A 22,735-nucleotide genomic window follows, 5' to 3' on the forward strand; every position below is an offset into this window, starting at 1 on the left:
ATCCTAGTATAATAGATAACACACTAACGATGTATCCAAGGAGGAGGACATGAGCGGATGAGCACAGAACCGAGATTAGAAGCCTTATCCGAATTTTTAAAAACACAACGCGCCAAACTGCATCCCCATACGGTAGGTTTGCCGGCAGGTTCGCGCCGACGGACACCGGGTTTGCGGCGCGAGGAAGTCGCCCAGCTCGCTGGGGTAAGTACGACGTGGTATACCTGGTTGGAGCAAGGCCGGGATATCAAGGTGTCTCCCTCCGTCCTCGATGCGATTGCCGGAGCGCTTCGACTGAACGCAGACGAGCGTAAGTACCTGTTTGACCTGGCGTCTGACAGCGGTTTTCACCCGGATTGGGTTGAAGAGAAGGATCCCGTGATCAACCCGTCGCTCCATAAAATTTTGCAAGAGTTGAAATATTGCCCGACAATTATCTCCGACCGTCACTGCCATATTGTCGGATGGAATCCCGCCGCCACCCACGTATTCGTAGATTTTGAGCAGATCCCGGATGAGGAACGCAACTTGATCTCCCTTCCTTTTGCCAAGAAGGAACTGCGCAGCCTGGCCGTCAATTGGCCGCATTTCGTCAAGGGCTTCTTGGCCATCTTTCGCGCTTACTATGGACAATACGTCGCAGACCCCTGGTATTCGCAGTTCATCGAAAGAATGTCGCAGCGTTATCCGGATTTCCAGGAGTTGTGGAACCAGAGCGAAGTCAGCGCCGCTCCGGAAGTCATGATTGAATTCCGCCATGCTAAAGCCGGCAAAATGCTATTTAACTTGACCTCGCTTCAAGTACAGGGCGATGCGGATCTACGCTGCAGCATTTATACCCCAATCGAAGGAACGGCGACGGAAGCCAAGCTCAAGAAATTACTAGAGGGAACATGAAAGGATTAGTATTGACAAACCGCGAAGAAATTCGTATTGTGATTCATAGTGATACTGATAATCATTATCATATAAATCGGTGACAAGGAGAATCACGTATGAAGAAGCTGTTTATCCCTTTTATTTTGGCCTTCGCCGTCCTGGCTGGAGCCTGCGGTAACGAATCGGCAAGGCAGGATTCTGCGGCCAATACCCAGAGTAATGCGGCGGCGGCAAATACCCAGGCCGAGAACGCCGCAGGTGGCACGAACGGAAACGACTCCGCGGCAACGGATTCGGCTTCCGATACGGTTACATATCCATCGGAGAACGGTCCCATCGAAATTCCCGCCAATCCGAAACGGATCGTAGCATTGACGAACGCTCCGAACATTGTGGCGTTGGGTGGCTCGCTGGTCGGTGTGGACACCTGGACGATGAAAAACCCGCTCTTCACCGACAAATTAAAAGACATCGCTGTCGTATCGGAAGAGAATCCGGAGCAAATCTTCGCCTTGGAACCCGACCTCATCATTGCCGGGTCGCATATGAAAAATCTCGATAAACTAAGCGAAATTGCGCCGACGATCATTTATACCTGGGGTAAGCTGGACTATTTGGCGCAGCAGGTGGAAATCGGGAAAGTGCTGAACAAGGAAGCGGAAGCTAAAGCCTGGGTCGAGGATTTCACGACCCGTGCCAAAGCAGCAGGCGAAGAGATCAAAGCCAAGATCGGCAAGGACGCCACCGTCTCCGTTTTCGAATATGACACGAAGAACTTCTATGTATTCGGGAACAATTGGGCCCGCGGTACGGAGTTGTTATATCAAATGATGGAACTTAACATGCCGGAAAAAGCGAAGAAGGATGCCTTGGGCCCCGGCTACTACACATTATCGAATGAAATCCTGCCTGAATATGCCGGAGATTACATCGTGCTGAGCCAGAACAAAGAAGCCCAAAACGAGTTTTTGCAATCCAATACGTGGAAGAACATTCCGGCCGTCAAAAACGGCCATGTCATCGAGATCGACACCGCCGCTTCGACATACAGCGATCCGGTCACGCTGGAGTATTTGTTGAAGATCTTTAAGGACGGATTCCTCTCTCTGCCTTAATGCCTCACGCTAAATAAATCAAAAGGGATGAGCCCTTGCTTCCGAACGGAAGGGCTCATCCCTTTTTCATTTATTAAATGAACTCGATCCAGCCGATTTCCAGACCCGGCTTGATATAATCAAACTTCAGCTCGTAATCGCCTTCTGTAAGCTCGATGCGGAGCTGCTTCTGAGTGACCCATTTTCCAAAGGTGCCATTCGTCTGCACGGTGGTCAATAGCTCGCCATTCAACAGAAGATTGCAGGCGGATTGCGACAGGTTCATGGCTTCGTATCGAATATGCGCTGTCACCGTGTACACCCCGGCTTCCCGCACCTGCACCACCACGGTCTGTGCACTGGCCAGAACTTTGGCGCTTTCCGAGCGGGACAACGAATAGACTTCTGTGCCTTCCCCGACAACGAACTTACCGTCTTGTACAGCCTGGATCGAGCGGACCTCGTCAGCCGATTTCGGTTCACGGGCAAATACCGGTGCATTCATCAAAAACCGGCAAATATTCATGGCGCACCGCTGCAATTCGCCGACCGTCAACGATCCATTGGCCAGAGCTTCTAGCGTATTATCCCCCAGCGAATTGATCTCCGCGCCATTGTTGTTCACGACCATATACAGATCGTTTTGGGCGCGTACCATGAAGGATGTATTCTTCGCATCGGCCGGTCCGCCTTCTACGCAGTCGTTCATGACTGCCCACCAGTCCGTCATGACGATGCCCTCGTAACCCCATTCGTTTCGGAGAATGGTCGTGTTGAGATCATAGTTGGAAGCCGCCCAATGACCGTTGACCGGATTATAGGAGGTCATGATCGAAGTCGCTTCTCCTTCTTTCACCGTCATTTCGAAGCCTTTCAGGTAGATTTCGCGCAAAGCCCGTTCAGAGACAACCGTGTCCACTTTCGAACGCGCCTGCTCCTGGTTATTGCCGGCAAAATGCTTCACCGTCGCGGACGAGCCGCCTTTCTTAATCCCACGCGTCATGGCCGCCGCGAAACAACCGGTCAAATACGGGTCTTCGGAGAAATATTCGAAATTCCGTCCATTTAATGGGTGCCGATGGATGTTGATTCCCGGGCCCAGCAGGGTGTCGATTTCATTCTGCAGAAGCTCTTGTCCCTCCAGCACGTATAACGATTCTACCAGACCAACATCCCAACTGGAAGCGAGCAACGTGCCGATTGGCAGTTGAGTTGCCTTCAAACCGCTGTCCATGCGAATGCCGGAAGGGCCGTCGGCAGCACTAGCCACCGGGATCCCGTACTCCAGCAGATTGTCCCCTACCCCGCCAAAAGCGGAAGCCGTTCCCGGCGTGACCTTCGGGCTGCTCATGCCTTCGCCGCGCACGATTGTGGCCAGATCCGCGTCGCTCAGTTGAGCGACGAATTCCTCTAGGCTGGAATTACCGGCTTGAACGTCCTTCAGCATGATGCCACGATGGCCTGTTTGCGGATACGCTTCCGGTAATCTGCTTTCGATGCGTTCTCTGAGCGAAATCGTTCGCTGCGGGACTTCCTCGCGCACGATTTCATACGTGCCGTTCGCCTTGCGGGTCCCCGGCTTCATCCGGGAAAAACGTTCAACCGGAGCCGCAGCTTCCTCCAGCCGTTCAACTACGGCCATTTCAGCAAGATGGAACGCCGCTTTCCCGCTCACGGCAACCCGTTCCGTGTTTCGGATGCTATTGCCGACATAAAGCTCGTAATCGCCGGCTTCCATTACATAACAGGATTTATTCCCCGTAAAGCCGCCGTCGTCATAGGAAGCCATCCGCCGCACCGGTAATTGCAGCGTCAGCACCTCGGATTCGCCAGGCTGGAGCAACTTGGTTTTCGCAAAAGCTCCGAGCGCCCGGGCCGGTTTGCCCAATTGACCTTGCGGCGCTTCATAGTACAGCTGAATAACTTCTTTTCCGGCAAAATCCGCTCCGGTATTCGTCACCGCAACTTTAACTTCAAGCCGGGCATCGATGCCAGCTCCTTCGAGCTTCACCCCTTGCACGCTCCAGGTGAAGGATGTGTAGGAGAGTCCATAACCGAAAGGAAATAGGACCTTATCCGGACAGAATGTTTCAAAATAACGGTAACCTACATAAATATCTTCCTCATAGAAGTTCCGCACTTCACTGCCAAAGTTGGCTGTGGACGGGTAATCCTCGATGTGATAAGCGACCGTATCCGGCAGCTTGCCGCTTGGCGTGACATCTCCCGACAGCAGGTCGGCCACCGCATGACCGCCGATCATTCCGCCTTGCCATACGAACATGACCGCATGGATTCGGCCTTGGTGTACCGGATCGTTAATCCAGCTCATGTCGATGACATTAGCAACGTTCATGAGTACCGCTACCTGTTCAAAATGCCGGGTGACCGTTTCGAGATTCAGCCGTTCCTGCTCGGTTAAGCGATAGCTTCCCTCGGTATCGGCATTATCCTTATCCTCGCCGGCCGTCCGGCCGATGACGACCACCGCCTTGTTCGTCACCTTCTTAGCCTCCGCTACGATTTCGTCCGTCAGCGGCATTTCCTGCTGGCACCAAGGCTCGGCAGCCCAACCGCCGCCGCCGTTATCAAACGGGTTCTCGGCAATCCATTGCTCATATTGCCCGGCCAGCTGCTCATTGACCTGAATGCGCGGGTTGGCCCGGAGCCCGTCCAAAATGCTGACGACATAAGGAACGTTCACGGCGCCGCCAGACCCCGTGCCGCTTCGGTAGTAATCGATTTGACTTCTTCCGAAAACGGATACAATTTCATTTTCACGAATCGGAAGCATAGCGTTTTCATTTTTCAACAAAACGCCGCCTTCGGCTGCCGCGATTCGGCTGTACTCGGCGAAACCTTTCAAAGGAACGCCCAACATCGATTTGCTCATTATCTCTGCTCTCTCCTATCCGTTAGTAGATCCCGTTAAGGGATGCCTCATAAGTAGTAGACCTAGCTATAACTATACCAAAACCAACGTGAAGTTGGATAGAATAACCTGCTTCCTGCAAGGGGAATTCATGCGAAGATATTGGCGTAGATGATGATCCCTATAAACGGCACCACCCAAAGCAAAGGGAGCAGATTCCACCATACGGCTTGTTTGTACTTGCCTTTAGCGAAGAAAGTCCATCCCAAAATCAAGCCTAACAGTAGCCCCCCGGGATAAGCCTGGAGGTAGGCAAACAACCCTCTGATCCCTGGATTCACATCGCCGGAATCTCGAAACAAATACGCAGAAATGCCCAGCACGACAAGCCACGAGATGGAAAACATCAAATACACGAGCTGCGACAGGATCAAGAAAATCAAAGTTTTGCGTTTGGATAACATAAAGATGACCTGCCTTCCTTCATCGGGTTAAGTGTGCCTAGTCAAGCCATACTTCAGTTTCGTGACGAAGGTCGAATAAACGTTCGATCTGTTTCGAGGTGTTTCTCCCCGTAGACAATGGCGGTAATTCGTCCCGGCCGAAGAATCCGACCTCCAGCGTCTCCATCCCGGCTTCCGCTTGCCCTCCGGCAATCTCGCACAAAATGAACAATTTGTAGATATGGTAAGCTTCGGGAGGATGCTCGTGGAATTTCTTGTCCAACACGGCAAGCAATCGCACGGGGACAACAGTAAGACCGGCTTCTTCCTTCACTTCCTTGACAACGACTTCTTTCGGCGAAAGACCGATGTCCGCCCAACCGCCGGGAAGCGCCCAAGCCCCGTCAATTCGTTCTCTGACGAGTAAAATCCGGTCTTCTTGGAATACCGCGCCGCGAACGTCAACTTTGGGGGTGGCATACCCGCTTTCTCCGGCAAACAGGGACTTAATTTTCTCCGTCTCAACCTCCGTGTAACGGGCCAGAATGTCCACGCTGAGCTCGCGAAGCATTTCAAAACGCTCAAGGTCGTACATATCTTTAGAATAGGCCAACCCGGCCTGACTAATCGACTGGATTTGCTTCGCCCATTCCAGCCATAACCGCCGCGGAATCGAGTCCGACATCGTATCGCAACCTTTCGTGTAGAAATGCTCTAGATCCATTGAACCGCTACCGAGATCAAATAGGCTGCTGGCAGAATGATTGCTTGTGCCGCAAGCGTCCCCAGAAATCTGGCACCCATCAATAAAATATAGATCTTCCCGAGTTGTTGCCGGGATTCTTCCTGATGTAGCGCCCGTTCCGTAATCAGCCCGAGCTTTGGATCGATAAAGATCGTCAGCAGGATGGTAGCGACGCCGTTAATGATGCCGGACGCTTGTGAGGCCGTCGTGGCCAGTTCCGGCACCAGATAAGCAGCGTATAAAGAAGCCAATACGCCAACCGTATAGAAAGCGGTCACCGCGATATTCAGCAATATAAAGCGCTTCGGAACTCCCATGAGGCGAAAGGAACGAAGACGCAGGTTGGGCTTGCGAAAATAATGCCGGACGTTTTTGAGCTGCGGGATCGATACGCTCGTGACCAGCTTGGGCAGCGATCCTGCCACCTCCAGCTTGGCGATCACGCGTTCAAAGAGATTTACACAGGTAGGAAATAGAAGCATCGCCAGCAGCGTTCCGGCAGAACCGGCCAACAGGATGATCCGCAGCGTGTCCATCACCTGAAAATCGGGATACTTCCTGGCGTGATCGATAAATGTGGCCGTCATCGGTGCCTGAAGCATATTCGCTGTTCTAGATACAAGCACGACGATCCCGGTCAGAGACAACGCAACAACGATTTTGTTCAATTTCACACCGGCATAACGGATTGAATACGATAGGGTCTCTGCTGCATGAATAATCATCGTTAGGATACATACAATGGCCAGATTGGTGGTCAATTTATTCCCATCTCCACTTAACTTCCCTTAGATTCATGGCCTTGCCTAAATGCGTTTCACGTATTTGGCCATCATCGTTCGATAATCGAACAATACTTCTTCCTTCTCTTCGGTATACACGAACCCGTTCGATTTATAAAAAAGCGTACCGATGCCGTTCTCGCGTTCACACCAGGCATAAATTTCCTTAATCAAGGGGTTCTGGCGAATCAGCTCGTTCAGCAATTGCTTGCCGATGCGCTTACGCTGATGCTCTTTTAATATATAAAGTCGAGTCAGTTCGCTAACTCCCTCATCCGGCTCCGACAATTGGCCGAAACCAACGATTTCCCCTTCCCATTCCGAAACCAAAAACTTGCGCGACGATTGCGCCTCATCCAACGTAATGCTTTGTTCCAGGCTGCTCTTGGCATAGGCATGGGTCAAATACGTCGCAATGAAATGCTCCGGATAAATCGTTTCGTACGTGCTGTTCCAGGTTTCCACGGCCACCTCGCGAATGCCGTCGATATCGTTCAGACTTGCCGGACGGATCAGCAGTGAATCCATCAACTTCAATCCTTTCTCTGTCTAAAATAACTGAACCCAGCCTTGGATATGGGCGATCTCCAGCCGGGTCGTATGTCGAAAAGTGATATAAAGGACATTTTACAAATCTATGATACACTGTTCGCAACGGGGAATGCTACCCCTAATCATGAAATCGCTTTCTTTCTAACAATGTAATCAACGAACCCTTGTCTGATGCGTTCTCCTTCATAAATTCTTTCAAGCACCCTGTCCTCTTTATACAAAATCTCCATATCGCTCAGGAGAGCATCTGGCTCCCCCGGCTCGTAATAGGAATGAATCACCGGTTGGTCATCGTCAAATTGCTCGTGTTCATGATTCCCCACGTCGGGACCTTGCCCGCATCGGAAGTCATTTGTCGTCAGAAAATTAACGAACATCAGCCCGCCCGGCATTAAGACGCGCTTTAACTCCACAAGCGATTGTAGGACCTCTTGTTTACGCATATGAAATATCGAATTGTACGAGTACACGAACCCCATCGATTGATCTGGAAAGTCTAATTTGCGCATATCCCCTTCACGGATGTTCAAGGATTGGTCTTTTTGCCGGCCATACGCATTAGCTCGGTGGCATTGCTCCGGATCCGCATCGATGCCATAGGTAGTAAAGCCGTAAGCGCTAAACAGGCTCAAGGGAGGCATATCCCCGCCAGCCCCGCAATCGAGAATCCGTCTTGGAAGGTTCGTTTCCATACAATAGGCCAGAAAACGGTACAACGGTACTTGCTTGAATATTTCTTGCAAGATCCTCACACTCCAATAGGTATGTATTTTCGTTCACAAACATTATATTAGAGAACTGATGATAGATATAGGAAAAACCTTATTCTGAGGTTAACACTGGGATGAAAAACACGTGCTAAGCTTGTCATGGGATCAAATGAGATAAGAGGAGGCAATCAGCATGCTGGACAACAGTGCCAACTGGCGGGAGTTGGCCTTTCATCATATCCCGCGCATGCTCATCGATGAACATGAGCCGTTCCGTCCCATCCGGGTCGGCGTGACGGTGCTTACGGAAACCGGGCCATCCCCTTCGTTCAAACGAATGCTGGAGGTTGATCACAAGCGCGTAGGCGCCGTGATCGAATATGCGGTCTATTGGGACTACGATATTACGCATCTCTACGATCTGGAACATATGTGGATCTTCCTGTCGCCGCAAGGGGCTGTCGTCGACTGCGAGGCCAGCTTCCACGGGACGTACTTGAAAGGCATCGCCCCCAGTAAAACGAACGTCGGATCTGATGGAAGCATCAGCTTATATTGTCAGCCGGGAAAACACGCCTACTCCCCGCTTCGCGAGCTGTTCGATCTACTGCCGAACTTGCATCTGGCAACCGGCGAGCATGCGGGAAAAGACGGCGTACTGGAGCCCGACATGCTACGCGGTACGTATAAGACACTACCCGATGCCGATGAGCTCGCGGCCAAGCATCTCCGCAGCTTCCGGTTTGACATCGCCGGCACTTATATGCCGTTCGATTGGACGCCCGACATGCTGGTAACCTGGGAGGAACTGAAGCGAGAAATCCCGGCCCGCATGAAGGATTTGCTGAACCAGCTGCGCGAACAAAGGCCGACCAGTGCCTTGAGCCAAGAATCGATCTTATAGCCATTTCAAAAGCCTTCCAGCGGCATCAGTGCGCGACCGGAAGGCTTTTATTTTTCTCTGATTTAGGGATAAGTCAGCAGTAAGGGTTAAAGAACGTAATGGCGGGGTTTGTGATTTAAGACCTGCAGATAGTCCCAAAATTCACTGCGTCGTTGTCCGCTAAGACTTCACCCAACGTTTGCCCAGCTCATGGCCGACCATCACCAGCGGTACGACGAGCAACCCAACCGGAACGCTGAGCAGAATCTCGCCCCAGGTTACCAGGTTATCCGAAAGCAGACGGTCAAACAAAACCAACGAATAAGGAAGTACAATCAGAACGGCGGTGACGACGCCCGGCGTGTACATTTTCAAATAGAGCGACTGGGCCACATGAGTAAACACATGCAAGAAGAACAATGAGTTAATGGATAAGAAGATAAAGAACCTTCCTTGCTCCGCCGCCATCAGCGTAAACGGAACAAAGACGATAAATTCCAGCAGAACGGCCACGGCGAATTGGCTGCTGTTGATGGTAAGCATCTGCGTTAACGAACGCCTCATACGAGCCGGGACCGCAGCCACCGCCTTCTGACGATTTCGCTTCGCCCATGGCCCGACCCAGATCATCTCCTCCATGTCATGGATGACAAACGCTACGAGAAACAGCCAGACCAGAGATGAAATACTTAAGTCGTCCATCTACTACCCCCCTCTCGAACAGATCCAATCACAACAACCTCAGTCTTCCCCTCATTCTCCACATTGGCTTACCCTGTCACAACGCCAATGATCGTCCACACGCCGGAAACCATGATCAGCCATAGGGCTACTCGTTTAAACCGCTGCTCATCCAGCTTCTTCAGCGCACGAATGCCGACGAACACGCCGATCAGCATGCTCGGGACGAACCAGCCTGTGTAGTGAAGTGTCTCTCGAGTCAACAATCCCCCGTACAGGTAGGTCAAGATCGTCACGATGTTAAGGAAGATCCCGTATACCGAAATATTGGCACGAAACGTCTCCTTGCCCACTCCCTGGTTGGATAGAAACAAAGCGACCGGCGGACCGCTCATCGAGATGCTTCCATTCAGCAGCCCGCTCAATGCGCCGATCGGCAGGTACGCCAGCTTGTCCCGCTTGACCGGAAACGATTTGCCCACCAGTTGAAGCGCAGCCACAAGGATAATGAGGGTGCCAGTAGCCAGCTTTAGGACATCCCCGCTTAAAAAGAGCAAAAGATAGGTCCCCAGCGGAGCAGCCAACAAGCTAGAGAGGATCAGGAGCCAGATCTTACGAATATCGGCGTGTTTGTAGCAGCCAGCGAATACAATCACATTCGTGCATAGGCTCAACATGACGATGATCGGAACCGTTTCCTGCAACGGAATGATCTGACCTAGGATCGGCGTCGCGATCAGCGCAAAACCAAAACTGGTTAGTCCCTGTGTGAATCCGGCTGCCAAAATAACGATGATACCAAGCAAGATAAGGACGGACGACTCCATGAGAACGGGCTCCTTCTGGGGTGATTTTCCTGTAGATATACTCCGTCTACTTTACCACCATCGGCCGGTTCCTTCTATGCCCAATCTCTCGAACCGGCCGAAGAGCCGAAGGAGGAATTCTAGCTACATCGTCGGTTGTAAATAGAGATGAAACCACGCCGAAATTTCCTTCAGTCGGCGAATCCGGTGCACCGGTTTGCCCGAACGGGACAACTCGTGGTTTTCGCCTTTGAACAGACATAACCGCGACGCCACGCCATGCATTTTCAAAGCGGTAAACATCTGCAGTGCCTCCACCTGCCAGCAGCGGAAATCTTCGTCGGAATGAAGAAACAGGGTCGGGGTTTGCACGCGGTCCGCATACTTTAGCGGGGACTGCTCCCACATGTGCTCCGCCCCGTCCCACGGCGTAGAAGCGGTTTGATCTACGGCGAAATAGTAGCCGATATCGGTGGTACAGCACATTGAAATCCAATTGGAGATGGACCGCTGAGAGACGGCGGCGGCAAAACGCTCGGTATGCCCAATGATCCAGTTCGTCATAAACCCGCCGTAGCTTCCCCCGGTGACGCCCAGCCGCTGCGAGTCGATCGCGGGATAAGCTGCCAAGGCCCGATCCGTGAATTCCATCAAATCCTCATAATCGATCGTGCCATAGCGCCCCCGGATATCAGCAAAATCGTCCCCGCGTCCGTCTCCTCCTCGCGGATTGCTGTATAACACAAAATAACCATCATTGGCCCACAGCTGCATTTCATGGAAAAATACCGTTCCGTATACGGTTTTCGGACCGCCGTGAATGTTCAGGATGGCCGGATATGTTCGGCTAGCATCATAATCCTTCGGCAGCAGCACCCAGCCGTCGATCTCCACGCTGTCCTTGTTTACGAAGCTCAGCGGCTGCGGGACCGCAACGTATTTTCCATGCAGGACCTGATCGTTGAAATTTGTAAGTTGAATTTCCTCCCCGGAGGACAGTTCTAGCAGGTAGAGCTCTTGCAGCCGTTGCTCCCGCATCCCAATGAACACAACTGTTTCCCCGCTCTTGGCGAACACATCCATAGAGCCTTCGGCTTGGCTGAGAAACTCGGTATGTCCATCATAGGTGATTTTACACAACCGGGAGCATGCCCGGTCGGTCACAAGACAGTAAATGCCGTCCTTCTCCGCCTTAAACCATCGTCCTTCGCCCAAGCGGCAGTCGCTACCTACCGTGTTGCCCACGGAGAAGTCCGGATCGGCAAACCGGACGATCCGCCCTTCCGGGTCCAAGCGCGAAAACGTCGGGTTTTCGTTGATCGTATATTTTCTGTGCTCCGAAGCGGCGAATACGATATCTTGCCCTAGAAACTCTGCCGAACGGAACTGATAAGTGCCGGCCGGAATCCGTTCGCGCGCTTGGGCTGTGCCAAGATCCAAAGTCCAGAGCGAATCGGTCAGTTCCATTTTGTCAGAATATTCTACCCCTATGTACATGAGCTGCGTTCGAGTATCGTTCACTTTCATCAGGGATACGTCAAAAGACGGAGCGCTTACCGGCGTCAAGCTTCCGTTTGCCGCATCATACAAATAAATTCGATTCCGCTTCTTATTGGTGATTCCCGCGCCGTTTTGCCAAAACGGAATTTCGTCCAAGACCGTGTAATCCTGCTCTTCATCGTAAGCCTTCCGAGCTTTGGCCTTGTCTTCCTCCGTCTGTCCCGTGATTGTCGGATTGGCGTTGTCGTAAGAGGCACGTACCGCCCATCGGCTGTCGTTCAGCGGCAAGATTTCCGTTACTCGCAGCGGAAGGGTAAAAGCTTTGAGCGCTTCGCCTCCATCCAGGCGTAAGGTATAGAAATGGGTTTGGGGCTCAAGCGGATGCGGCTCCTTGTCCAGATGCTCCCGGTCTGCCTGAATGAACAGAGTATCGTCATCCAGCCAACGAAACGACCCTACATCTCCCATTCCCGTATACTGACGGGTTTGCCCGTCTCGAACTGAAGTGATCCATAAATCGGAGAGATACCCCTGCTTCTCTGGATTGCTGATTTTCACGCCATAGGCGGCATAACTTCCGTTTGGTGAAAGCTGTACGGCCGACAGGAAACGATACCCGGTAAAATCCTCAAGCTGCAACGCTTCCATTCCTGACCCACTCCTTTTCCGGCATTTTATCCCATTCTACTACGCCGAGATCCGCAACAGAAGAAGAAGTCGCTATGAAATCCATAAAAAAAGACCTTCCCCGATCAAGTTCGGAGTAGGTCTCTAGAAATTGGAGGAAGTCACGCGAGATCAGCATTATTCTTTCGACTCAGATGTGGGGCTTTGCGCTTCGCCATCAGCCTCCCGGATTCCCCTGCCGCCGGTCATCTCCTCCGCCGCTTCCATCAGCGGCGTTGTGACCCGCGTTGGCAGGGTCCGAACAGGTTCACGGGATCTTCTCTGTTTCACCCAGTAGATCCCGGCAAGCAGGGCGACCAAGCTCAAACCGACCACCAGCCCGGCGCCTTGTCCGGAAATAAACGGCATACTCGCGATAATCCCGACCATGCCGATAAGGCCAGCCCAAGACGTGTAAGGATATCCCGGAAGCTGGCAGGCGGCTTCGGGAGAGCAAGGCGTCGTTCGCCGCCAGCGATAGTGCGATGCCAGAATCATAAAATAGGAGAACAGCAGCGAAAACCCGCCGCAGCTGACCAGGAAGAGGTAAACCTGCTGAGGAAGCAGGTAACCCATGGCCAAGCCAAACAGCATGGCGGCTCCAGAGAACAAGATCCCCTTGTAGGGGATATCCTGCCGATCTTTCAGCCAAGCGGGGGCATGACCTTCCGCTGCTAGGGAACGCAGCATCCGGGCAAGGCCAAACGTGGAGGCCAGCATGGTAGACAAAATTGCCGTTATCATCACGATATTGATCAGCATCCCGGCCCACCCCATTCCCCAACGGGTTAAGGCCAATACCAGCGGACTTTGATCCGCAATCATGCCTTGCGTCGGATACAGCATAAGGACCACGGCGATGGAGGCAATATATAACGCCACCAAGCTAATCAAGGTCATGTTGATGGCCCGGGGAATCGTCTTCTTGGGATTCTCAACCTCGGAAGCGGCCAAGCCGATGACCTCAAATCCAGCGTAGGTGAAAATCACAATCAGCATGCTGCCGGCAATTCCCGTGAATCCGCCCGGAAACCATGCAGTTCCCCGCAATTCGCCCACGCCTGCGGCCGGGGTTCCGGGTACCCAGCCTGCGATCAGGGCTAGCCCAATCACGATGAACCCGACGATCGCCAGCAACTTGACTGCGGCAAGACCACTTTCCAGCTTGCTTAGGTAGTTGGCCCCGAGCAAATTAAGCAAAGTGATCCCCACAATGATGATCATACCCATGGCGACCTCCGGGAATCTCGGGAACCACTCCCTCAAGAATGTTGAAGCGGCAATCGATTCGCTGGACATCGCCAGAATCAAGCCGATCCAATATACCCAGCCAGTTACAAATCCGGCGCCCCGCCCAAAGCTGCGTTCGGCATACGTGCGAAAAGAGCCCGGCACCGGGTCGGCTGCCGTCATTTCCGAAAGAGCATAGAGGATGACGTAGACCAGCAAACCACCAAGTATATATGAAAATAAGATGCTAGGACCCGCCGCTTTAATCGCTACGCCCGAACCAAGAAAGAACGAGCCTCCGACCACTGTGCCAAGCGCCAGCATCGTTAAATGAAACGTGGAGATTCCTTTTTCCCTTGCCTTGCCGTTACTCACATCGCACGCCTCCCTATTCGCTTTAGTAACTATAGGGAGTATTGGCGTATTTTAACGAAAATATGTTACATTAATACGATGCAAAGGCCTACAAAGCCACTTCTTCGCGCCACCGCTCCGCTTGTTCCCGTACCATAGAGACGAATTGCTCCAAAGCCGGAGATCTCCATTTCTTGCGGTGCAAGGCTAACTGGGTTGCAACCCGCTGAGATTCGTCGTTCCAGTTCAGCTTCACCAGCTTGCCTTCCGTAAGTTCGCTGCGCACGGTGATCAGGGGCAAGAAGGACAAGCCCAAGCCGGTTATCACGCACTGTTTGATCGCTTCAACGCTCCAGAACTCTAAGTTCGGATCGGGGAAAACGCCATGACTGTTCAAATAGTGCTCAAACAAGGTACGATAGGAACAGCCGCTTTCGGTGTGCAGGATCGTTTGATCCTTCAACTGGGCCGGAACGACTTCCGGCTCCTGGCTTAAGGGATGGTCAGCCGGAGCGACCAGTGCCATCGGCTCATGAACAAGCGTTTCAATGTGCAAGTCCCGATCCTCCACCTCCGGCTGTAGTAGAAAAGCCACGTCCAGTTCCCCTGAACGAACCAGATCCCTTAATTCCCAGCACTGTCCGGGCTTCAGCACGATCTGCACTTGAGGATAACGCTGCCTGTAATGACGGATGACCTCCGGCAAACGGAACGCAGCCAGCGATTCCGGTGCACCGATCTTTAGGGATCCGGCCATATCCGCTTCCGGACGCAGGGCGTTTTTGGCCATCTCGTGGATCTTGGAGATCTCTTGGGCGAAGGGGAGCAATCGTCGACCCGCATCGGTTAAGACGATCCTTCTGCCGATCCGGTCGAACAGCGGCAACCCGATTTCTGCCTCCAATGCCTGAATTTGTGCTGTAACGCTGGACTGCGCATAATCGAGCTGCTGCGCGGCCCGAGTAAAGCTGCCAGCCTCGACCACGACCAGAAACGTAAATAAATGACGGGACTCCATAAGTTCACCTACTTCCATCGGAAATTCGAATGGATAAAATTCGATAATTCTGTTTTTCCTATGGATCTATTATCTGATACGCTAGAAAAAAACACAATGAAAGCAGGAAACCTCCATGAAAGAAACAACCACCAAACTCCAAAAGGGGATTGGCCTGCCGCAGGCTATCGCATTATACATCGGCGCCGTGCTGGGCTCCGGCGTCTTGATCGTACCCGGACTGGCGGCGGAGACGGCCGGCCCGGCTTCCTTGCTCGCGTGGGGATTCATGACTTTGCTTATTTTGCCGATGGCGTTGTCGATGGGATTGCTTTCTGCTAAATATCCAAATGCCGGCGGGGTATCTCACTTCGTAACCTTAGCTTATGGGAAGAAAACCGGAACGCTCGTCGGCTGGTTTTTCCTGATGTCGGTGCCGATCGGTGGACCTGTGGCCGCTTTGACCGGTGCCGGGTACTTAACCGCGGCGCTGGGCTGGGGAGAAGGTGCCAAGCTGACGGTTGCCGCAGTGATGCTGGCTGTCGGCCTGCTGACGAACTGGGTCGGCATGCAGCTCGCCGGCAAAATCCAGATTGCCGTAGTTATTGCCATCGCCTCCGTGTTAATCTTCGCTTTCGGGGCGGCATTGCCGCGAATGGAAAGCGTTCATTTTACCCCGTTTATGCCGCATGGCTGGCTCAGCGTCGGCCAGGCCGCTTCCATGCTGTTCTGGTGCTTCATCGGCTGGGAGGCGGTATCGCACATGTCCGAGGAGTTTAAGGATCCGCAAAAGGCGGCAATCAAAGGGGTGACCGCCGCCGCAATTATCGTAGGGACTTTATACTTTTTGTCGGCATTAGCCACGGTTGGCACGCAAAGCTACCTGAAGGGCGGCTCAGAGTCTTCCATGGTCTGGATTATCAGTCAGCCGCTGGGTTCATGGGGCGGTATCGTCGCCGGGATTACGGGGCTGTTCATTTGCATGGCCGCGATCATCGCCTATACCGGAGCTGCCGCTCGGGTCGCATACGCCATGGCTCGCGAAGGCAGTGCCCCGAAATGGTGGAAGGGGTTGTCTCCACGGTTTCATACTCCCACCGGCTCGCTCATATTCCTCATGTTCTGCTTTGCGGCAGTGATGATGCTTTACGGAACCGGGACGGTATCCCTAAGTACGCTGATCCAGTTTCCGAACGCGACCTTTATTCTGACGTATATGGGCGGCTGCGCTGCGGGAATTCGGCTTCTGAAAGGCAGCCGCACCGGAGTTGTCCTTAGCTGGATTTCTTTCGCCGCCACGGCCGTCGTGTTTCCGTTCACCGGCTGGGCCATGCTGTACCCGCTGCTAATCACCCTGTTGTTTCTCGCGATCCAGTTACGCATCAGTCGGCGGAAGGCGGCTTCACTGGAATCCTAAACCAATATCGGAAAAGGCCTGCCGAGAGTTCGGCAGGCCTTTTTGATGTTCAAATCTCAGATTCGGCCTTCGTCAAAATACGTGACCTCCACACCCTTCGTCACGATAGAACTAATTCCTTCGAGATAATAGGGCATCCGTTCATCGGCATGCTGCACATCCACCCACTCGATAGCCAGAATTTCGTCCGGCCGGGTAATCTCCAGGTCACCGCTGACGATTTCCGCCCGGAATGTCAGTAATACCACATGTTCATCTCTATCCGTATGTACGAATTCGTTCACGGCCACGATCCCGAACACCTTAACATCCAGTCCCGTCTCCTCCTTGCCTTCGCGGATCGCCGCCATCTGCAGCGTCTCTCCAGGCTCTACCGCACCTCCCGGCAACGTCCAGGCTTCATTTTCATTCTGCACCATGAGCACTTTAGTTCTAGTCTCATCGGTAATCAATAGATACACGACATCCGTTCGTTTCATCGTTAACCTCCAAACAATAAATCCAGAATGGTCGAGAATTTGCCAGACGGGTGTCCTCGAAGTACGTCCGGGTCATAGATTTCCACATGACCGCAATGCAGGCAGGAGACAAAGAGGTAATGGTTGTGCTGGATGTCCATCAGTTGACTCAGTCCGGTGCCGGTCATCGCCACCTCTTTCACCGTTGCCTCCCGGTTCCCACACTTGCCACATTTGAACCGGCGCTGCAGCACTTCTTCCAAATTGAAGTAATCCATGACCCGAGGGGGTTCGGTGGGATCGCCAGGTTCCGGGCCGGGCAATCCCTCCAGATGCTCCGGAAGCACCTCATGTCTGCATTCGGGACAAACGTCTTGGACCAAAACGACCCGCTCTCCGCACCAAGGACATTGAATCATGGCCTCCGCCTCCTTAGAGATCAAGCTTAGAAAATTTTCCCCATATAGTACTCGTCGACGTACATCCCATCCATCCGAATGGAATTTCGTTTAACCCCTTCGATTTCAAAACCCATTTTCTTATAAAGCGCAGCGGCCCGTTCATTCGGTACCATCACCGTTAATTCGAACTTGGTGAGCTCGCTCTCTTCGCGCCACTTTTCGGCCGCATGAAACAGCGAAGTCCCCAAGCCACTTCCTGTATAAGCTTCAATAATACCTATGACGATGTGACCGATGTGTTTCGTTTTGTTCGCATTCCCGCCGAAGATAGCCAGATAACCAACGAGCTCGCCTATCTCCTCCGCTACTAGGATCGTGGAGCGTCCATCTGCCAGAATCGCTTGAATCCGATCCCGCTGCAGCTCTACTGTCGTGGTTCGTTCTCCCGGTTCATAAAGCATAAATTTCGTTTCCTGATCCAATCGCAGGCAAAGGTGCAAGAACCGCTCGGCGTCGTCCTCTCGAATCTCTCTAATTAGAGTCATCCCGTTCTCTCCACCTTGAAATGATAGATATGTTGCAATCCCACCGGACCTAATCGCGTTAAACCGCGGTCTTCAAACCCGACCTGGAGGTATAGCCGCTGGGCGGTAAGATTCCGTGCGTTTACGGCAAGCACGATTTCATCGACTTCGGGGAAATGTTCCCTTACGAAAGCGGGAAGCTGCAGCATTGCCGCTTTGGCATACCCTTTACCCTGTTGCCGGAAATCAACCGATAAGGCCCGTAAGAGGATGGCCCGCGGGTTATCGACCAACAAATCCGAACCCGCATTCAGGTGCAACACGAAGAATCCGACCGTCTCCCCTTCCGCCGATTGGATGACCACCGGATATCGGTTTGGATCCTGGGCAGCCACTTCCAAAGCCTCGCCAGGCAGCGCAGTAAATTCGACTTGCTCGGAGAGGAGCTCAAACCCTTGAAGCGTTTCAAAATCCTCCTCCTTAGCATAAAAGCGAAGTTGCGATGGACTACTATTCATTCTCTATCCCGCGCTCCTTGGCCGCCCATTTATCTGCAACCTGATCCTCGCCCTTGAAATAGTCCACTTGGTCAGCGCTATCGTAAATTTCCTGATAAGGCAAAATATTAATTTTCCCCGAGTCCGGATATTCGCAGACATCCAGCCCCACATTCGTGCGAATATCCAGATACTTGCACGGCTTATCCGTATGATTAAGCAGCTGGTGTGCTCCTGAAGGACCCGTCTCGAAGAAGACGACATCCCCGGTTTGTAATTCCTGTTTCCCTTCCGGCGTACGGAGCAACGCGCTTCCCTCCAGAATAACGAAGAGTTCCTCGGCATTGCGGTGAAAATGATACGGATAAGAGTATTTCCCCGGATCCAACGAGCGGATATCGAACGTCAAGTGTTTGGAGCCGGACAGCTCCGCCAAGCGTTCGCTGGTGTGCCAAGCAAACTCCGGTATCGTTGATTGCTTCAGATGGTACGTAACGCGGTCCGCGTGATAAAGATGTGCCATACCTCTCCCCCTAGATAAAAAAATGCCCGGCCGCCGATCATCTTTTCCTGGGGCCGGGTCATGCGTTGGTCTCTCCATTATACCTAATTTCGGACCGTTCGGATGGTTCTTGTTCTCTTATAACGAAAAGGTTTGGGCCAGAACCTCGTGGAGACCAGGCAGCCCCTCGATTTCCACGCTTTCGATCGACTCGACGAATGTGATTCCGTGCTGCCGGTAAATCTTCTTCCAGAAAGCAACGGCAATGGCGTTATTCTGCAACTGTTCCACCCGAATCCGGCCCGACAAGCGCCGCAGGATTTCGGATACGGCCTTCTCTGCCGTTTTCTGCCCGCGATATTTATGTAGAATAAACATCTCCTGTACCGTAAAATCGATTTCTTCAGGTACAAAAGGCGGTGCGCAAACCAGTAGGAAACCAGCCACCTTCCCCGAACAATAAATAAAATAAGGATGCAGTTCCTCCCGCTCCAAATAGAGGTACGTGTTCGCTAGGTCGAATCTCCCGTCATCACCCGGTTCCTCGCCGGTGAAAGCCGACAAATCATGCAAATACAAATTAAACAAATTAAAGAACAGCGCCTTCTGAGACGGTAAAATGGTTGCGATTCGAACGTCCATGTAGAGCCCTCCTTGGTTTCGCGAGTTACCGTCCTCTTTGGTCACGGAGATAAATATCCAGAGCTTCAATGCCCCGGCGGGCAAGAGCTACCCGTCAGTGGTCGACTCCGGCCAGCATTATGAGTTCCGCCAGGCTGCGAATCTCGTAAGTTGGCTTCAGGCCCAGCGTATTCGGGCGATGGAACGGGTTAAACCAGCAGGTATCGATGCCGTAGTTTAGGCCGCCACTTATATCGGAAGTCAGGGAGTCTCCGACAATCAACACTCGGCTTTTGTCCGCCTGCCGAAGCCCCAGTTGCTCAAAGGCATAATCGAAAATACCCGGATGCGGCTTCTGATATCCCGTATCCTCGGACACAATGATTGCCTCAAACATCCCCGACAATTCCGAACCGGCGATCCGGTTTGTCTGCACCTTCTTAATCCCGTTGGTGATGATTGCCAGGTGAACACCGGCTTCGTTCAAATCACGGCAGATGTCGTAAGCGCCGTCGATTAGATATATGCCTTCTCCGAGCAACTCCAGATAACGCTCGCTGATCTCCCCCACCTCGAAACGGGGAGTCAGGCCCAGCTCCTGCACCAGCCGAGCAAACCGCTCCGTCCGAAGCGCAGCCTGCGTAACCAGCCCTTGTTCAAGGTCGCGCCACAGCTGCTGATTAATCGCTTGATAGGCTTCCATCACCTCATCGGTGCAAGCAATGTCTGCCTCCGTAAGCGTCCGGGTTAAGGCATGGCTCTCCGCCTTCGGATAATCGTATAACGTATCGTCCGCGTCGAATAAAATATGCGTATAAGTCAATGGAGCTCCTCCTGTTGCGTTCTAAGTTATCGTAAAGCATCGCCTAGCACTGGCAGACCATCAGCAGATTCCCGTCGGGATCCTTGAAATTAAACCAATGATTATTCTCGATCCCCGTAACCAATTCCACGTTCCGCTCCTTCATATAAGCGTAAGCTTCCGTAATGTCATGCGTGTTGAAATGAAACGCAGGAACGCGAAACGTCTTGTCTTTGGCATAGATTTTGCTGTCCAGCACCAAGCCAGCCCCCTGCATCGGCAGCACGTATAAATGGCCGTGCAGAACTTTTCCGTCGACCGGCAGCCCTAGTAAGCCGCAATACCAGTCCCGGGCCTGTTCAATGTCACTGACCGGAAGAAACACCGCCCCGATTTGATTGCTGATCGGATTCAAATAAACCTCTCCTTTCACGCCCTTGTTTTGATCGGAATGTATAAGTCCACCTTGGCCTTGCCTTCGGGATCCTGAGCCGGATCGTTCATGCTGAACTCTAGGCAGTACCGGTCGTCCGGGTCATATTCGCTGTCCGGCAGCCAGTTACCGAAAATGCTCTGGTACAGAAGCGCAAGCTTATCCGTTGTATCATAGAAATAAAACTTGGCATAAAGTCCTCCCGGCAGCGTCTGAAACTGAATCTCCGGCGGCGTATCCGTTTGGCTTAACCCTTCTGGAACGGTCACACAGGCATCGTACCGGCATTCCTCTTCCTCAGTCACTGCGGGATCGTCCAGTGAAATGCCGATATAAGATTGCCCCGGCGGAAACAGACGATGTTCCGCGGCCCACATGCCTAATTTCGCCCAAGCGCGATAGGTTTCCAGATAACTGCCCACATGCCTTACGTACGCTACTTCCATCAAGGGAAGCTCTTCAATGGTTGCTTGCATTTGCCAAACCCTCCTCAATAAACTGTGTTTTACAGTTTGATCATATCGGAATGGCGCTGCAGCGACTTCATCGAGATTGCGGAACGATTGCGAAATATTGCGATCCTGCCGTGCTTGTTCGCGCATCTCGGTTGGTGTTTGGCCGTAGTACTTCTTAAATGCCGCATTGAAGTTTGAGGCCGATTCAAATCCGCATCGCAGGGAAATCTCCAGCACAGGGAGGGGAGATTCCCGCAGATAAGTGGCAGCTTGGGCTAATCGCTGCTGAGCGATATACGCAAACGGCGTACGCCCTGTAACTGAAGCAAATATCCTCGAGAAATGATATTTGGAAAAATGGGAGACTTCGGCCAATTGATCCAGACTGAGCTTCTGATCCAAGTGCGCATCGATGTGTGCACAGACCTGGTTAACTCTTTCCTGATAATCGTTCATCCCGCTTCAATCCTCCCCGGAGCCCCCTCCCAATGGGAGGGCCGTTGGAGGAGAGGCGGTAGCTTCGTAGCCGAGTCCCCTTTAGCCGCGTTGATTTGAGCTTGGGTAAGGAACAAGCTCTGAGACAGATCGGCACCTCTTAAATCGGCATCCCGCAGATCTGCACCGATCAAGTCGGCGCCGCAGAGGTCCGTTCCCCGCAAATCGGCGGCGATCAGATAAGCGCCTCGCAGAAGGGCACCACGTAAGTCGGCCCCCCGAAGCTTCGCCCCGACCAAGTCAGCGCCGCGTCCAAAGTTTCTGCGGCGTCCAGGTGACGACTTGGCCTGTCGGAGCGCTTCGGCACGGACGCGCTCGCTCACCTCCAGCAGCAGCTCGTTGACTTTGGCACGATGAACTGCCGGATCACAGGCGAGCAGATCGTCCGCACCGGCGTAAGCGAGCCGTTCAGTCTCGTCATAGGCGAAGCGCAGCTGATCATGCAAATCGTTCACCTGGGATAAACTTAGCGCTTCGTCCAGGTACCAGAGCAATTCGTGCAGCTGCCACATCACCGGGAACACTTCGAACATCGGCTTAGCAGATCCCGCCGCTTGACGCCAACTCACCCCAGCGAAAGTTACCTGTGAGACCTGTTGCCCTGCGCCAAAACAGTCATAGACTGTACAGCCTCGATAGCCCTGCTCCCGCAGTCTGCCATGAATCCCGCAGCGAAAATCCTCCCGCAAATGTCCGCAAGGCTGTCCTGCCGCCTTATCCGCAGCGAAGTCCACCGATGTCGCGAAAGGCAAGGCGGCACAACACAAGCCAAAGCAATTGTCGCAGTCGGCTCGCAGCGATAATCGCCGTTGCCCGTAAGCTGTTTCCCCGGTCGTTAAGTTGTCAGGCATAACGAAATTCCTCTCTTTTCTTCTTCAAGGTTGTGTATCTAATATAAACAAGGAACCGGGAAAATCAAAGGAATTTCCTAGTTTT

The 22,735-nt window shown here is 52.7% G+C and carries 25 protein-coding genes; 4 read left to right on the forward strand and 21 right to left on the reverse strand.

Annotated elements, in window-relative coordinates:
* The first annotated feature begins 57 nt into the window (after nucleotides 1-57).
* Together IM700_RS05735 and IM700_RS05740 are read left to right on the forward strand one after the other, a co-directional pair.
* A complete protein-coding gene (locus IM700_RS05735) occupies nucleotides 58-897 on the forward strand; it encodes a helix-turn-helix transcriptional regulator (protein ID WP_155605231.1) in 840 nt (279 codons plus the stop codon).
* A gap of 98 nt (nucleotides 898-995) precedes the next feature.
* Complete coding sequence (locus IM700_RS05740) at nucleotides 996-1,994, forward strand: iron-hydroxamate ABC transporter substrate-binding protein (protein WP_193415153.1); 999 nt, start codon at nucleotides 996-998, stop codon at nucleotides 1,992-1,994.
* 73 nt (nucleotides 1,995-2,067) lie between these two features.
* Here the strand turns inward: IM700_RS05740 and IM700_RS05745 are convergent, their stop codons facing one another.
* From IM700_RS05745 to IM700_RS05770, 6 genes are all read right to left on the reverse strand, one after another.
* Nucleotides 2,068-4,866 carry a glycoside hydrolase family 3 C-terminal domain-containing protein gene (locus IM700_RS05745; RefSeq protein WP_193415152.1) on the reverse strand — a complete coding sequence of 933 codons (2,799 nt, stop codon included), beginning with the start codon at nucleotides 4,864-4,866 and terminating at the stop codon, nucleotides 2,068-2,070.
* A gap of 128 nt (nucleotides 4,867-4,994) precedes the next feature.
* A complete protein-coding gene (locus IM700_RS05750; RefSeq protein ID WP_193415151.1) occupies nucleotides 4,995-5,309 on the reverse strand; it encodes a hypothetical protein in 315 nt (104 codons plus the stop codon).
* A 37-nt stretch (nucleotides 5,310-5,346) separates the two neighbouring features.
* Nucleotides 5,347-5,973: an NUDIX hydrolase gene (locus IM700_RS05755; RefSeq protein ID WP_193415386.1), complete on the reverse strand. Its 627-nt coding sequence runs from the start codon at nucleotides 5,971-5,973 to the stop codon at nucleotides 5,347-5,349.
* 29 nt (nucleotides 5,974-6,002) lie between these two features.
* A complete protein-coding gene (locus IM700_RS05760) occupies nucleotides 6,003-6,794 on the reverse strand; it encodes a lipid II flippase Amj family protein (protein WP_193415150.1) in 792 nt (263 codons plus the stop codon).
* Nucleotides 6,795-6,839: 45 nt separating this feature from the next.
* The gene (locus IM700_RS05765) at nucleotides 6,840-7,343 is read right to left on the reverse strand and encodes a GNAT family N-acetyltransferase (RefSeq protein WP_193415149.1); all 504 of its coding nucleotides are present in this window, start codon (nucleotides 7,341-7,343) and stop codon (nucleotides 6,840-6,842) included.
* Between the two features lie 146 nt (nucleotides 7,344-7,489).
* Nucleotides 7,490-8,110 (reverse strand): class I SAM-dependent methyltransferase, encoded by a 621-nt coding sequence (locus IM700_RS05770; RefSeq protein WP_155605225.1) that lies wholly within the window; start codon nucleotides 8,108-8,110, stop codon nucleotides 7,490-7,492.
* A 160-nt stretch (nucleotides 8,111-8,270) separates the two neighbouring features.
* Between IM700_RS05770 and IM700_RS05775 the strand changes: the two genes are divergently transcribed.
* Nucleotides 8,271-8,981: a hypothetical protein gene (locus IM700_RS05775; RefSeq protein ID WP_193415148.1), complete on the forward strand. Its 711-nt coding sequence runs from the start codon at nucleotides 8,271-8,273 to the stop codon at nucleotides 8,979-8,981.
* A 159-nt stretch (nucleotides 8,982-9,140) separates the two neighbouring features.
* Here the strand turns inward: IM700_RS05775 and IM700_RS05780 are convergent, their stop codons facing one another.
* The 5 genes from IM700_RS05780 to IM700_RS05800 all read right to left on the reverse strand — a co-directional run bounded on the left by IM700_RS05780 (nucleotide 9,141) and on the right by IM700_RS05800 (nucleotide 15,215).
* The gene (locus tag IM700_RS05780) at nucleotides 9,141-9,662 is read right to left on the reverse strand and encodes an HXXEE domain-containing protein (protein ID WP_193415147.1); all 522 of its coding nucleotides are present in this window, start codon (nucleotides 9,660-9,662) and stop codon (nucleotides 9,141-9,143) included.
* Nucleotides 9,663-9,730: 68 nt separating this feature from the next.
* Nucleotides 9,731-10,468, reverse strand: coding sequence for a sulfite exporter TauE/SafE family protein (locus IM700_RS05785; protein ID WP_193415146.1), 738 nt, complete (start codon nucleotides 10,466-10,468; stop codon nucleotides 9,731-9,733).
* 123 nt (nucleotides 10,469-10,591) lie between these two features.
* The gene (locus IM700_RS05790) at nucleotides 10,592-12,595 is read right to left on the reverse strand and encodes an alpha/beta hydrolase family protein (protein ID WP_193415145.1); all 2,004 of its coding nucleotides are present in this window, start codon (nucleotides 12,593-12,595) and stop codon (nucleotides 10,592-10,594) included.
* Nucleotides 12,596-12,751: 156 nt separating this feature from the next.
* On the reverse strand, nucleotides 12,752-14,218 hold the full coding sequence (locus tag IM700_RS05795) for an amino acid permease (protein ID WP_193415144.1): 1,467 nt from the start codon (nucleotides 14,216-14,218) through the stop codon (nucleotides 12,752-12,754).
* 88 nt (nucleotides 14,219-14,306) lie between these two features.
* Nucleotides 14,307-15,215: a LysR family transcriptional regulator gene (locus IM700_RS05800; protein WP_193415143.1), complete on the reverse strand. Its 909-nt coding sequence runs from the start codon at nucleotides 15,213-15,215 to the stop codon at nucleotides 14,307-14,309.
* Between the two features lie 115 nt (nucleotides 15,216-15,330).
* Here IM700_RS05800 and IM700_RS05805 point away from each other — a divergent pair, with 115 nt between their 5' ends.
* Complete coding sequence (locus tag IM700_RS05805) at nucleotides 15,331-16,611, forward strand: amino acid permease (RefSeq protein ID WP_193415142.1); 1,281 nt, start codon at nucleotides 15,331-15,333, stop codon at nucleotides 16,609-16,611.
* A 56-nt stretch (nucleotides 16,612-16,667) separates the two neighbouring features.
* On the opposite strand, the gene IM700_RS05810 is transcribed toward IM700_RS05805, so the two are convergent.
* From IM700_RS05810 to IM700_RS05855, 10 genes are all read right to left on the reverse strand, one after another.
* Nucleotides 16,668-17,090 (reverse strand): NUDIX hydrolase, encoded by a 423-nt coding sequence (locus tag IM700_RS05810; RefSeq protein WP_193415141.1) that lies wholly within the window; start codon nucleotides 17,088-17,090, stop codon nucleotides 16,668-16,670.
* A gap of 2 nt (nucleotides 17,091-17,092) precedes the next feature.
* Nucleotides 17,093-17,488: a zinc ribbon domain-containing protein gene (locus tag IM700_RS23430; RefSeq protein WP_193415140.1), complete on the reverse strand. Its 396-nt coding sequence runs from the start codon at nucleotides 17,486-17,488 to the stop codon at nucleotides 17,093-17,095.
* A gap of 26 nt (nucleotides 17,489-17,514) precedes the next feature.
* Nucleotides 17,515-18,015 (reverse strand): GNAT family N-acetyltransferase, encoded by a 501-nt coding sequence (locus tag IM700_RS05820; protein WP_193415139.1) that lies wholly within the window; start codon nucleotides 18,013-18,015, stop codon nucleotides 17,515-17,517.
* On the reverse strand, nucleotides 18,012-18,512 hold the full coding sequence (locus tag IM700_RS05825; protein WP_193415138.1) for a GNAT family N-acetyltransferase: 501 nt from the start codon (nucleotides 18,510-18,512) through the stop codon (nucleotides 18,012-18,014). Before IM700_RS05825 ends, IM700_RS05820 begins: the two co-directional genes overlap by 4 nt.
* On the reverse strand, nucleotides 18,505-19,014 hold the full coding sequence (locus tag IM700_RS05830; RefSeq protein WP_193415137.1) for a cupin domain-containing protein: 510 nt from the start codon (nucleotides 19,012-19,014) through the stop codon (nucleotides 18,505-18,507). Before IM700_RS05830 ends, IM700_RS05825 begins: the two co-directional genes overlap by 8 nt.
* 117 nt (nucleotides 19,015-19,131) lie before the next feature.
* Nucleotides 19,132-19,635: a GNAT family N-acetyltransferase gene (locus IM700_RS05835; protein ID WP_155605214.1), complete on the reverse strand. Its 504-nt coding sequence runs from the start codon at nucleotides 19,633-19,635 to the stop codon at nucleotides 19,132-19,134.
* A gap of 94 nt (nucleotides 19,636-19,729) precedes the next feature.
* Nucleotides 19,730-20,437, reverse strand: a complete 708-nt coding sequence (locus tag IM700_RS05840; protein ID WP_193415136.1) for a YjjG family noncanonical pyrimidine nucleotidase — start codon at nucleotides 20,435-20,437, stop codon at nucleotides 19,730-19,732.
* A 43-nt stretch (nucleotides 20,438-20,480) separates the two neighbouring features.
* Nucleotides 20,481-20,831, reverse strand: coding sequence for a VOC family protein (locus IM700_RS05845; RefSeq protein ID WP_193415135.1), 351 nt, complete (start codon nucleotides 20,829-20,831; stop codon nucleotides 20,481-20,483).
* 14 nt (nucleotides 20,832-20,845) lie between these two features.
* Nucleotides 20,846-21,760, reverse strand: coding sequence for an AraC family transcriptional regulator (locus tag IM700_RS05850; RefSeq protein WP_193415134.1), 915 nt, complete (start codon nucleotides 21,758-21,760; stop codon nucleotides 20,846-20,848).
* Nucleotides 21,757-22,650 carry a pentapeptide repeat-containing protein gene (locus IM700_RS05855; protein ID WP_193415133.1) on the reverse strand — a complete coding sequence of 298 codons (894 nt, stop codon included), beginning with the start codon at nucleotides 22,648-22,650 and terminating at the stop codon, nucleotides 21,757-21,759. Before IM700_RS05855 ends, IM700_RS05850 begins: the two co-directional genes overlap by 4 nt.
* Between the last annotated feature and the right edge of the window lie 85 nt (nucleotides 22,651-22,735).

This window comes from Paenibacillus rhizolycopersici (assembly GCF_014947195.2).
GTDB lineage: Bacteria > Bacillota > Bacilli > Paenibacillales > Paenibacillaceae > Fontibacillus > Fontibacillus rhizolycopersici.